We start from the raw sequence: 11,632 nt of genomic DNA, 5'->3' as shown, positions 1-11,632 counted from the left end.
GTCATGGGTCGATCATGCCTCAGGGCTGGGGCGGGGCAGGGGCATCAGCGTACGTGACGGATGCGGCTCCAGCCTCGCCCGCGGCCCCGGGCGCGCGCCTCCGCCGAACGGCCAGGTCAGGGCGCCGGCCCCTCGGCCGTTCGGCCGATCCCGCCGCTCACGGCCTCGCATACCGTGAGCCGCATGAGATCCACCTCTCCCCGGGGCTGTGTGCGGGGCTTCGGCGTCGGCCTGCTGCTGGCGGCCTCGGTCTACGACCTGCTCGTCGCGAGCGTCCTCCACACCCTCTGGCTGTCGGTGACGGTGCTGCTCGTCGGGTTCGCCGCCGTGCTGTGGCCGGTCGACCGGAGGCCGCCGTGGCTCACCCCGCAGTCGCGCACCGCCGTGCCCGCCGTTGTCTCCGGGCTCTTCACGACGGGCGTGCTGCTGGCCGGCCGCGCGCACGTGCCGTTCGGGCCGGGCGAGGTGGCGGTCCTGCTGAGCCTGCTGTTCATCGCCGTACGCCACTGCCCGTGGCCGTGGGCCCTGGTGTGCGGGGTGCTCGACGCGGTCGCCCTGCTCCTGCTGCCGGTGCGGTACTTCCGGTCGCCGCAGGACGAGGTGCTGGCGTACGCCCTGATCGGCCTGATCCTGGTCGGGCTCGTCACCGGGCTCGCCGCTTACCTGCGCTCCCTGGACTACCGGCGCACCGTCGCGGTCGGCGAGACCCGCCGCGCCGAACGCGTCGCCATCGCCGCCGACCTGCACGACTTCGTCGCGCACCACGTCACCGGCATCCTCGTGCAGACGCAGATGGCCCGCATGATGGCGGCCCGGCAGCCGCAGGACCTGGACCCAGTCCTGGCCGGCATCGAGCGCGCCGCGACCGAGGCGCTGGCGTCCATGCGGCGCACGGTGGGCGTGCTGCGCGACACCGGCCCGGAGGCCGCCGACCGCCGTCCCGTCGGCGACCTGGCCGCCGTCACGGACCTGGTCGAAGGCTTCGCGACCCCGGCACAGAGGACGGTCCTGCAGCGTGACGCGGCCGTGTCCGACGACCTGCCGCACGAGGTGCAGGCCGCCGCCTTCCGGGTCGTGCAGGAGGCGCTGACCAACGTACGGCGCCACGCGGGCGACGCCACGCAGGTCACCGTCCGTCTGGCCCGCCCCGGCGACCGGCTGGAGGTCACGGTGACGGACGACGGCCACGGCGGCACCCAGCTCCCCGAGGCCGCCCACGGCGGCGGCTTCGGCCTCGTCGGCCTGACGGAACGGGTGACCGCGCTGGGCGGGGAGTTGCACGCGGGACCTCGCGGGGGTGCGGACGGGGGAGCGGGCTGGCAGGTGCGGGCGGTGTTCCCGGCAGGGAAGTAGTGGCGTCCGGGCTCCCGCGCGCTGTTCAATGAGACTGCACACGCAGTCCGGGAAGTGAAGCCGCACGCCATCCGAGAGGAGCCGCCCGTGTCAGCCGCCGTCGTGCCGCCCGTCGGGGCGCATATCCGGCAGGCGCGTCTGGAGCGTGGGATGAGCCTGCGTGCGCTGGCACGAGAAGTCGGTGTGTCGGCGAGCCTCGTGTCGCAGATCGAGACCGGGAAGAGTCAGCCGTCCGTCAGCACCCTCTATGCGATCACGACCGTCCTGGGAATATCCGTCGAGTCCCTCTTCGACGCCCGGGCCTCCTCGCCGGTGGCCGGCGTGGACTCGCCCGGCACCGTCCTGCCCGCCCTCGCCGCCTTCGCCGCCGACCCGGGGCGGCGGATCGGCCCGCTGGTCCGCGCGGGTGAGCGCGAGACGCTGGAGCTGGACTCGGGCGTCGTCTGGGAGCGTCTGGGCCGGGTGCCGGGCGCCGATGTCGACTTCCTGCTGGTGACCTACCGGCCCGGCGGCTCCTCCTCCGGCTCGGGCGGCCTGATGCGGCACACCGGCACCGAGTACGGCTATCTGACCTCCGGCGAACTGATCCTCACCCTCGGTTTCGACGAGTACACCGTGCGCCCGGGCGACGCCGTCTCCTTCGAGTCGACGACCCCCCACCGCTACCGCAACGATGGAGAGGTACCGGCAGTGGGCGTCTGGTTCGTCTCCGGCGATGTTCAGTGACACTTGACACCCATGACCCCCGGGCGTTCACTCCGAAGTGGGGGTGGTCGCCATGGCGATCCGCACATACGGGCCCAACGCCGTCGACTGGGAAGAGCGCATCGACCTGGACCGGCTGCGCCGGCAGCGCCTGGCCCGGCTGCACGAGTCCCTGAATCGCTCCGCCCTGGGCGCGGTGCTCAGCTTCGACTTCGCCAACATCCGCTACATGACCGCCACGCACATCGGCACCTGGGCGATGGACAAGCTGATCCGCTTCGCCCTGCTGGTGCGCGACGGCGAACCGGTCGTCTGGGACTTCGGCTCCGCCGCCCGCCACCACCAGCTCTACAACTCGTGGCTCGACTACAGCGACGGCAAGGGCGGACCGCCCACCGGCGCCCGCGCCGGCATCTCCACCCTGCGCGGCGCCTTCCACCCGAACGCGGGCATCGCCGAGGACGTCGCCGCCAAGATCGCCGCCGAGCTGCGCGACCACGGGCTGGCGAACGAACCGCTCGGCGTCGACGTCGCGGAGATGCCCGTCCTCGCCGCCCTACGCGCCGAAGGCATCGACGTCGTCGACGGGCAGCAGGTCTTCCTGGAGGCCCGCCGCATCAAGACCGGCGACGAGATCGCCCTGCTCACCCAGGCCTGTGCCATGGTCGACGCGGCCTACGAGGAGCTGTACGGCTATCTGCGCCCGGGCGTGCGCGAGAACGAGTGCGTCGGCGTCGTGGCCAAGGTCCTGTACGACCTCGGCAGCGAGTACGTCGAGGGCGTCAACGCCATCTCGGGCGAGCGGTGTTCACCTCATCCGCACGTCTACAGCGACCGCCTGATCCGCCCGGGCGACCCGGCCTTCTTCGACATCCTGCACAGCCACCTCGGCTATCGCACCTGCTACTACCGCACGTTCGCCGTGGGCAGCGCCTCCCGTGCGCAACGGGACGCCTATGTGCGCTGCCGGGAGTACATGGACCGGGCGATCGCGCTCGTCCGGCCCGGTGCGACCACCGCCGACGTCGTCCAGGTCTGGCCGCGCGCGGAGGAGTTCGGCTTCGCCGACGAGACCGCCGCCTTCGCCCTCCAGTACGGGCACGGCGTGGGCCTGTCGATCTGGGAGAAGCCGATCTTCAGCCGTCTGGTCTCCCTCGACCACCCCGAAGTCCTCGAAGAGGGCATGGTGTTCGCCCTGGAGACCTACTGGCCGGCCGCCGACGGCTGGTCCGCCGCCCGGATCGAGGAGGAGCTCGTCGTCACCGCCGACGGCTGCGAGGTCATCACCAAGTTCCCCGCCGAGGAGCTGCTGGTGGCCGGGCGCAAGTACTGGACGGTGGGCGGCGAGCTGAACACCCGCCGGGAGGCGCAGTCCCATCTCAACACCTCTCGTGGCGACGGGGCGGGCTGATGGACACCGCAGGACTCCTCGACTGCTACGAGCGGATGGCCGTCATCCGCCGTACGGAGAAGGCCGCCCACGACCTGTTCCTCCAGGGCCTGGTGAAGGGCACCACGCATCTCGCCGCCGGGCAGGAGGCGATCGCCGTGGGTGCGAGCGCGGCCCTCCGTCCGGACGACTATGTGTTCGCCACCTATAGAGGCCACCACCATGCCCTCGCCCGGGGCGCGACCCCCGAGGAGTGCCTCGCCGAGCTGATGAGCCGGGCGACCGGGCTGTGCAAGGCCAAGGGCGGTTCCATGCACCTGACCAAGGCGGCCACCGGCATGCTCGGCTCGTACGCCATCGTCGGTTCGCATCTGCCGATGGCCGTCGGCGCGGCCTGGTCGGCCCGGCTGCGCGGCACGGAACAGCTGGCGGTCGCCTTCTTCGGGGACGGCGCGACCAACATCGGCGCCTTCCACGAGTCGCTCAACCTGGCCGCCGTGTGGAAACTGCCGGTGCTGTTCGTGTGCGAGAACAACCAGTACATGGAGTACACGCCGATCGCCGATGTCACGGCGGTGGCTCGGCCCGCCGCCGACCGGGCGTCCGCCCACGGCATCCCGGGCGAGGTCGTCGACGGCAACGACGTCGTGGCCGTCGAGGAGGCGGTGGCACGGCTCGCGCGGCGGGCCCGGGCCGGGGACGGGCCCGCCGTGCTGGAGGCCGAGACCTACCGGCACTTCGGGCACAGCCGCGCCGACCCGGCGGCCTACCGTCCGGCCGAGGAGGTCGAGCGGTGGCTGAAGCACGACCCCTTGGACCTCGCACGGGGACGGCTCGCCGAGCTGGGGGTCGGGGCGGAGGCGGTCGCCGGAGCCGACGAGCGGGCCAGGGCCGTCGTGGAGCGGGCCGTCGAGACGGCGAAGGCCGGGCCGGCGCCCGATCCGCGGGAGGCGCTGACCGACGTGTGGGCGGACGGAGGTGCCGCATGGCGGACGTGATCACCTACCGGGAAGCGGTCGCCGAGGGCATCGCGCGCGAGATGCGCCGGGACACGTCGGTCGTGTGCCTCGGGGAGGACATCGCCGCGGCCGGCGGCGTGTTCAAGACGACCGTGGGTCTGCGAGCGGAGTTCGGGCCCGAGCGGGTGTGGGACACGCCCATATCCGAGCAGGCCATCGTGGGTGCGGCGATGGGCGCCGCGATGACCGGGATGCGGCCCGTCGCGGAGATCATGTTCTCCGACTTCCTTGCCTGCTGCTGGGACTACCTCGCCAACGAGATCCCCAAGGTCCGCTACATGACCGGCGGCCAGGTGACCGTGCCCCTCGTCGTGCGCACCGCCAACGGCGGCGGCCTCGGCTTCGGTGCCCAGCACTCCCAGGCCACCGAGAACTGGGCGCTGACCGTCCCCGGCCTGAAGATCGCGGCACCGGCCACACCCGCCGACGTCATCGGCATGATGGCGGCGGCGATCCGCAGCGACGACCCCGTGGTCTTCTTCGAGCACAAGGCCCTCCTGGCCACCAAGGGCGAACCGCCACCGCCCGGCCATGTCGTCGAGCTGGGCCGGGCGGCCGTCGTACGCGAGGGCGCCGACATCACGCTCGTCGCGCTCGCCTCCACGGTGCCCCTGGCGCTGAAGGCCGCCGACGTGCTGGCGGGGGAGGGGATCGAGGCCGAGGTGGTCGACCTGCGTTGTCTGGTCCCGCTGGACGCGGCGACCGTCCTCGGCTCACTGCGCAGGACCTCGCGGCTCCTCACCGTCGAGGAGAACCCGTACCAGGGCGGCTGGGGCGCCACCGTCGTCTCGATCGTCGCCGACGAGGGCTTCGGCCTGCTGGACGCGCCCGCGCGGCGGGTCGCGGCGGAGTGCGTCCCGCTGCCGTTCGCCGACGCGCTGGAGGAACAGGTGATCCCCACCGTCGACAAGGTCGTCACGGCGGTCCGCCAACTCGCCGCTTATTGAGCTGCACATCCACCCACGCATCGAACACCCCATGGGAGGAAGCGCGATGACCACGAGAACCCTTCTGCGCAATGGTCACGTGATCTCGATGGACCCCGCCGTCGGGGATCTGCCCCAGGGGGACGTCCTCGTCGAGGACGGCAGGATCGTGGCCGTGCGGCCCGAGATCAGCGCCGACGCCGAGGTCCTCGACATGACCGGCCGCATCGTGATCCCCGGCTTCGTCGACACCCACCGCCACACCTGGGAGGCGCCGATCCGGGGCGTCGCGCCCGACGCCACCCTCGACGACTACTTCGTCGAAGTCCTCGACACCTTCGCACCCCTCTACACCCCGGAGGACGTCTACGCGGCCAACCTCGCGGGCGCGCTGGAATGCCTCAACGCCGGTATCACCACGCTCGTCGACTGGTCGCACATCAACAACACCCCGGACCACCCGGACGCCGCGATCCAGGGCCTGAGGGAGTCCGGCATCCGGGCGCAGTACGCGTACGGCAGCGCCAACACCTCCCTCGCCGACTACTGGTTCGAGAGCAAGATCGCGATACCTGCCGACGACGTACGGCGGATCCGCGCCCGGCACTTCGCGTCGGACGACGGCCTGCTGACCATGGCCCTCGCCACACGCGGACCCGGTTTCTGCGTCAACGACGTCGTCGCCTCCGAGTGGGCCCTCGCCCGCGAACTCGGCATCCCGATCACCGTGCACGTGGCCATGGGGCGGCTGGCCGGCCGCTTCGGCATGGTCAAACAGCTCCACGGCATGGGGCTCCTCGGCCCGGACACCACCTACGTCCACTGCTGCTACCTCAGCGAGGAGGAGTGGCGGATGGTCGCCGACAGCGGCGGCACCGTGTCCGTCGCGCCGCAGGTGGAGCTCCAGATGGGGCACGGCTGGCCGCCCGTGATGCAGGCGATCGAGCACGGTCTGCGGCCGTCGCTCAGCATCGACGTCGTCACCACCGTGCCCGGCGACATGTTCACCCAGATCCGCGCGGCCTTCGGCGCCGAACGCGCCCGCGTCAACGCCGATTGCTGGCAGGCCAACATGCCGGTCCCCAGCACCATGCTGACAGCACGTCAGATGCTGGAGATCGCCACCGTCAACGGTGCCCATGTCGCGGGCCTGGAGGACCGTACCGGCTCCCTGACTCCCGGCAAGCGCGCCGACATCGTCGCGATCGACGCCACCGCGCTGAACGTCGCGCCCGTGCACGACGCGGCGGCCGCGGTGACCCTGTGCGCGGACGTGTCCAACGTGGACACCGTCCTCGTCGACGGCGTGATCCACAAGCGTGACGGCAAGTTGCTGGCCGATACCGGGCGTGCCCTGAGGCTCGTCTCCGAGGCCCGGGACCGGCTCCTCGCGGCGAAGGAGACCAAGGAGTCGAAGGAGTCGAAGGAGTCAAAGGAGTCGAAGGGGGAGACGGGGGAGACGGGGGAGAAGGCCACGGCATGACGAATCACCTGGTGCGCCGCGCGGCCGATCTTCCCGAGCCGCCGTACGACGGCCTGGGCTACCGGCGGAGGACGCTGGTCGGCGAGGACGACGGCAGTGTGCACACCGGCTTCGGCCTGTGCGAACTGCGACCGGACGGCCGTGTGCCCGCCCATGTGCACTCGTACGAGGAGAGCTTCCACGTCCTCGACGGTGCCGTGGTCCTCGACGTGCCCGAGGGCTCGTACCTGCTGGAGGAGGGTGACTACGGCCTGCTGCCGATCGGCGTCCCGCACGCCTGGCGCGGCGCCGGGGACACCGGCGGCCGCTGGGCGGACATGCTCGCCCCCGTGCCGCGGGCCCGCTGCGGGTACGACACCCAGACGGTGCCGGACCTGCCTGCTCGCGACCCCGTCCGGGTCGACGTCCGCGACCCGCGCACCCGCTCCTTCGGCCATTTCGAGCCCGCCCAGATGGACCCCGGCAAGCAGTCCCAGGACCTGCTGGCCGTCACGGCGAGCATGCGCACCGCGCTGCTGGTCTACAGCGGCATCACCGTGAAGATGATGGTCGACAGCGACCTGGGCGCGGTCGGCTCGACGATGTTCATGGTGCAGTACGCGCCCGACGGCGTCATCGGCACCCATGACCACCCCTTCGAGGAGACGTATCTGATCCTGGAGGGCGTGGCCGAGACCACCCTCGACGGCGAGCGGTACCGGCTGGAGCCCGGGGACCTCGCGTGGGCGGGCGCCGGCTGTGTGCATGGGTTCGTGAACGCTGGGCAGGGGCCCCTGCGTTGGCTGGAGACGCAGGCGCCGCAGCCACCGGCTCGGCACTCGTACCGGTTCACCARGGACTGGGACTATCTGCGCCAGGTGCTTGAGGAGGGGTCATGAGCAATGTCCTTGTCGTCGGCGGCACGTCGGGCATCGGCCTCGCGTTCGCCCGGGCCCGCGCCGAGCAGGGGGACGAGGTGGTCCTGACCGGCCGCGACGCCCACCGCGCCGACCTCATCGCCAAGGAGTTCGGCGCCCGGGGCATCGCCCTCGACCTGGGGCGGCCGCTGGAGATCGCGGCGGCGCTGGCCGACGTGGGACGCGTCGACCATCTGGTGCTCGCGGGGGTCTCCCGGGACGACAACAAGGTGAGCGAGTACGACATCGACGCCGCCCTGCGGCTGGTCACCCTCAAGCTCGTCGGTTACACCGAGGTCGTGCACACGCTGCGGACCCGGCTGCACGACGACAGCGCCATCGTCCTGTTCGGCGGACAGGCCAAGGAACGCCCCTACCCGGGGGCGACGACGGTGGCGACGGTCAACGCGGGCGTGCGGGGCCTGATGAACTCCCTCGCCGTCGAGCTCGCTCCCGTCCGGGTCAACGTGGTGCATCCCGGCGTCGTCGGCGACAGCCCGTACTGGCAGGCCAAGCCGGAGAAGGTGCTGGAGGTGCTGCGCACCGAGACGCCGACCGGGCGGCTCGCCACGATGGCGGACGTGGTGGACGCGGTCGGCTTCCTGTTGCGCAACCGGTCGGTCAACGCCGTCGAACTGACGGTGGACGGAGGGTGGTTGCTCGGCTGAGAGAAGGCGGGCGACCCACCAGACATGGGAGAAGCCGGTCATCCGGCACGGGAGAAGCCGGTCATCCGGCACGAGAGAAGGCCGGCCGCCCGGCACGAGAGAAGGCCGGTCAGCCGACACGCCGGAGCGTGTCCTCCGACACCTCCTTGTCCACCGCCGCCCGCACCAGCGCCGCGGCGAGGACGGCCGGGTCGGTCCGCCCGGCCAGTTCCACGAGGCGCTCCGTGTCCTTCGGCAGCTTCAGCCGCTCGGCACCCTGGAGGGCCTTGCCATCGAGGTAGGGAGCGGCCTCCGGCCATACACCCTGAGCCTCGCGCAGGAAGATGTCGGCGCCGGCCGGGCCGATCCCGGGGAACTCCTGGAGCAGGTGGCGCAGTTCGGACACCTTGCCGTCCGCCTCCCGGCGCAGTCGCCGCAGGTCCCCGCCCCACCGTTCGTTCAACAGCTCGGCTGCTTCGCCGAGTTGGGTAGCCGTACGCTCGTCGTAGCGCCGGTAGCCGCCCCGGCCGAGCGCGTCCACGCGCTCCTGCCAGTCGGCCTCCGCCATGCGGCGCGGGTCGCGCAGCCCCGCCTCGTGCAGGGCACGGGCGGTGGCCAGCGCGACCGAGGCGCGGATGCGGGCACTGAGCAGATGGGCCAGCACCAGCAGCCGGTACAGCGGCTGCGGAGTGTCCTTCAGCCGGATGCCCGCCTCATCCGCGTACGTCCGGCCGTGCGCGTCGAGGAGTTCGCGTACGACGCGCCGCTGCCGGTCCACGTCTACCCCTTGAGCGGATCGTGGCCGACCGTCATCAGCCGGTGCCGACGGCGCGTGTCCTCGGCCGTCACCTCGGGTATCGGCTCGTCCTCCAGGTCCACCTGCGAGGTGACCCTGTCCACGACGTTCCGCATCACCCGCAGGTCGTCCTCGGTCAGGTCGGTACGCCGCTTCTGCAGGATCGCCAGGACGTGCTGCCCGGTCTTCGTACCCGCCTGCTCCGGCAGCGGCTCCGCGTCCTCGTCGGCGTCCCGCATCCGCAGCCAGGCCGCGAGCTCCTGCGACGTCATGTTCACCACGCGGTGGAAGTCCTCCCACAGCGCGTCGAGTTCAAGGGCGTCGGTCATCACATGCCCCTTCCGTACGTACGTGCACGCCGGTCAGCCCTCGCCGGGGACGTTCTCGGCGTCGAACATCCACCGCTGCTTCTCCAGCTCGGCGGTGATGCTGATCAGCAGGTCCTGGGTGACCAGGTCGGCCTTCTCGGTGGCGTCGATGCGCTCGCGCAGCCGGCCGATGGCGTCCTGGAGGGACTCCACCATCACCTGCAAGGCGTCCGAGTCGCGCACCCAGCCCTCCTTGGGGGCGGGCAGGGTGAAGGCCTTGGCGATGGTCTCGGGCCGGCCGTCCGGCGGGACGCCGAGCGCCGCGGACCGCTCCGCCACCGTGTCGGCGAAGTTCCGCGCGGCCGAGACCACCTCGTCGAGCTGGAGGTGGATCGACCGGAACCGGGGTCCGACGATGTTCCAGTGCGCCTGCTTCCCGATCAGCGAGAGTCCGAGCAGATCCACCAGGGTGTCCTGGAGTGCCTCGCACGAGACCCGGCGGGCCTCGTCGGGCAGTGTGCTCCGCACAGCCGTCATAGGGCGCTTCTCCTCCTTGCGTCGTTCCTCGTGGTCCGGAGCAGTGCGTCGCGCTCTTCCTCGCAGGTCCCGCCCCACACGCCCGAGGCCTGGCCACTGCTCAGCGCGAAGCTCAGGCACTGGCCGGTCACCGGGCAGCGCGCGCAGATCCGCTTGGCGGCCGTGACGTCCCGCAGGGCTGGACCTGAAGTGCCCACGGGGAAGAACAACTCGGGGTCCTCGTCCACACAGGCGGCGCTCCGCAACCACTCCATGAACGCGCGGGTGCCCAGGGCGCACTGGTGCAAACGCGCCGCGCGACGGACGCGGGCAGTCCCGGAGCAGCGTGCTGGCCTGCGACAACGTCCTCCTGAAGCCCCGGCACCCACAGAAATCTTCCCAGGTGGCGGGCGAGGGTCTATAGTCCGAAACTAGCGGTGCTAATTAATGTGCGGTGTGTATCAGTGCCGCGATGCGTATCCATGCGCGGTGTGTGAGGAGTCCTCTCGTGCGTCCCGTCCACTTCGCGGCCGCCCGCCGCACCCCCATCGGCAAGCTGCGCGGCTCCCTCTCCCCGGTGCGGCCCGACGACCTCGCAGCGACCGTAGTCCGCGCCCTGGTCGGCGAGGTGCCCGCGCTGGACCCGGCCCGCGTCGACGACGTCTACTGGGGCGCCGCCAACCAGGCGGGCGAGGACAACCGCAACGTCGCCCGCATGGCCGCGCTGCTCGCCGGCCTCCCCGAGTCCGTGCCCGGCGCCACCGTCAACCGCCTCTGCGCCTCGGGCCTGGAGGCCGTGACCACGGCAGCCCGCACCATCGCCGCCGGCGAGGCCGACATCGTGATCGCGGGCGGCTCCGAGTCGATGAGCCGCGCCCCCTTCGTCCTGCCCCGCCCCGACGAGGCCCTGCCGCACCGCATCGAGACCGCCGACACCCGCCTCGGCTGGCGCCTGGTCAACCCCGCGATGCGGGACCTGCACGGCCTGCTCCCCATGGGCGAGACGGCGGAGGAGGTCGCCGCGCGGTACGGCATCCCCCGCGAACGCCAGGACGACTTCGCCCTGCGCAGCCACCGACGCGCCGCCCTCGCCCGCAAGAACGGCCACTTCGACGACGAACTCCTGCCCGTCGAACGCCCCGACGGGGTGGTCGTCGACACCGACGAGTGCGTCCGCGAGGACACCTCCTACGAGAAGCTGTCCCGGCTGAAGCCCGTCTTCCGGGAAGGCGGCACGGTCACCGCGGGCAACGCCTCCCCGATGAACGACGGCGCCGCCGGCCTGCTCCTGGTCAGCGAGGACGCCCTGCGCGAGCTGGGCCTGGAGTCCCTGGGCCGCTACGTCGCCGGAGCCTCGGCAGGCGTCCACCCCGACGTCATGGGCATCGGCCCGGTCCCCGCCACCCGCAAGGCACTGACCCGCGCCGGCTGGACCATCGGCGACCTGGAGGAGGCCGAGTTCAACGAGGCCTTCGCGGCCCAGGCCCTGGCCTGCGTGGACCAGCTCGGCATCGACCCCGAGCTGGTCAACCCGAGCGGCGGAGCCATCGCCCTCGGCCACCCGCTGGGCTGCTCGGGCGCCCGCATCCTGAC

Annotated in this window: 13 protein-coding genes; 9 read left to right on the top strand and 4 right to left on the bottom strand. The window is 71.8% G+C overall.

Going from position 1 to position 11,632, the window contains the following annotated elements; translation table 11 throughout:
• The first annotated feature begins 183 nt into the window (after positions 1 to 183).
• From CA983_RS32215 to CA983_RS32180, 8 genes are all read left to right on the top strand, one after another.
• A complete protein-coding gene (locus tag CA983_RS32215; RefSeq protein WP_086604330.1) occupies positions 184 to 1,353 on the top strand; it encodes a sensor histidine kinase in 1,170 nt (389 codons plus the stop codon).
• 87 nt (positions 1,354 to 1,440) lie between these two features.
• Positions 1,441 to 2,079: a helix-turn-helix domain-containing protein gene (locus CA983_RS32210; RefSeq protein WP_086604333.1), complete on the top strand. Its 639-nt coding sequence runs from the start codon at positions 1,441 to 1,443 to the stop codon at positions 2,077 to 2,079.
• A 52-nt stretch (positions 2,080 to 2,131) separates the two neighbouring features.
• The gene (locus CA983_RS32205) at positions 2,132 to 3,469 is read left to right on the top strand and encodes a M24 family metallopeptidase (protein WP_086604332.1); all 1,338 of its coding nucleotides are present in this window, start codon (positions 2,132 to 2,134) and stop codon (positions 3,467 to 3,469) included.
• The gene (locus tag CA983_RS32200) at positions 3,469 to 4,446 is read left to right on the top strand and encodes a thiamine pyrophosphate-dependent dehydrogenase E1 component subunit alpha (protein WP_086604329.1); all 978 of its coding nucleotides are present in this window, start codon (positions 3,469 to 3,471) and stop codon (positions 4,444 to 4,446) included. The genes CA983_RS32205 and CA983_RS32200 overlap by 1 nt, the downstream gene beginning before the upstream one ends.
• Positions 4,434 to 5,414 (top strand): alpha-ketoacid dehydrogenase subunit beta, encoded by a 981-nt coding sequence (locus tag CA983_RS32195; protein ID WP_086604328.1) that lies wholly within the window; start codon positions 4,434 to 4,436, stop codon positions 5,412 to 5,414. The genes CA983_RS32200 and CA983_RS32195 overlap by 13 nt, the downstream gene beginning before the upstream one ends.
• Before the next feature lie 46 nt (positions 5,415 to 5,460).
• Positions 5,461 to 6,876 (top strand): amidohydrolase family protein, encoded by a 1,416-nt coding sequence (locus CA983_RS32190; RefSeq protein WP_086604327.1) that lies wholly within the window; start codon positions 5,461 to 5,463, stop codon positions 6,874 to 6,876.
• The gene (locus CA983_RS32185) at positions 6,873 to 7,754 is read left to right on the top strand and encodes a cupin domain-containing protein (RefSeq protein ID WP_086604326.1); all 882 of its coding nucleotides are present in this window, start codon (positions 6,873 to 6,875) and stop codon (positions 7,752 to 7,754) included. Before CA983_RS32190 ends, CA983_RS32185 begins: the two co-directional genes overlap by 4 nt.
• Entirely contained in the window at positions 7,751 to 8,440 is a 690-nt protein-coding gene (locus tag CA983_RS32180; RefSeq protein WP_086604325.1) for an SDR family oxidoreductase, read from the top strand. The genes CA983_RS32185 and CA983_RS32180 overlap by 4 nt, the downstream gene beginning before the upstream one ends.
• A 109-nt stretch (positions 8,441 to 8,549) precedes the next feature.
• Here CA983_RS32180 and CA983_RS32175 read toward each other — a convergent pair whose 3' ends face one another.
• From CA983_RS32175 to CA983_RS32160, 4 genes are read right to left on the bottom strand one after another with little or no spacing between them, the layout of a single operon-like run.
• Positions 8,550 to 9,197, bottom strand: a complete 648-nt coding sequence (locus CA983_RS32175; RefSeq protein ID WP_086604324.1) for an HhH-GDP family DNA glycosylase — start codon at positions 9,195 to 9,197, stop codon at positions 8,550 to 8,552.
• Between the two features lie 2 nt (positions 9,198 to 9,199).
• Positions 9,200 to 9,544 carry a DUF3140 domain-containing protein gene (locus CA983_RS32170; protein ID WP_086604323.1) on the bottom strand — a complete coding sequence of 115 codons (345 nt, stop codon included), beginning with the start codon at positions 9,542 to 9,544 and terminating at the stop codon, positions 9,200 to 9,202.
• Positions 9,545 to 9,577: 33 nt separating this feature from the next.
• The gene (locus tag CA983_RS32165) at positions 9,578 to 10,060 is read right to left on the bottom strand and encodes a Dps family protein (protein ID WP_086604322.1); all 483 of its coding nucleotides are present in this window, start codon (positions 10,058 to 10,060) and stop codon (positions 9,578 to 9,580) included.
• Entirely contained in the window at positions 10,057 to 10,314 is a 258-nt protein-coding gene (locus CA983_RS32160) for a WhiB family transcriptional regulator (protein ID WP_086604331.1), read from the bottom strand. The genes CA983_RS32165 and CA983_RS32160 overlap by 4 nt, the downstream gene beginning before the upstream one ends.
• A 233-nt stretch (positions 10,315 to 10,547) precedes the next feature.
• Here CA983_RS32160 and CA983_RS32155 point away from each other — a divergent pair.
• Positions 10,548 to 11,632 (top strand): thiolase family protein (locus CA983_RS32155; RefSeq protein WP_086604321.1); only part of this gene is annotated, 1,085 nt, incomplete at its 3' end.

This window comes from Streptomyces swartbergensis (assembly GCF_002148965.1).
In the GTDB taxonomy this organism is placed as follows: domain Bacteria; phylum Actinomycetota; class Actinomycetes; order Streptomycetales; family Streptomycetaceae; genus Streptomyces; species Streptomyces swartbergensis.
The sequence above is the reverse complement of the archived record's forward strand: the minus strand, read 5'-3'. Positions and strand labels throughout refer to the sequence as shown.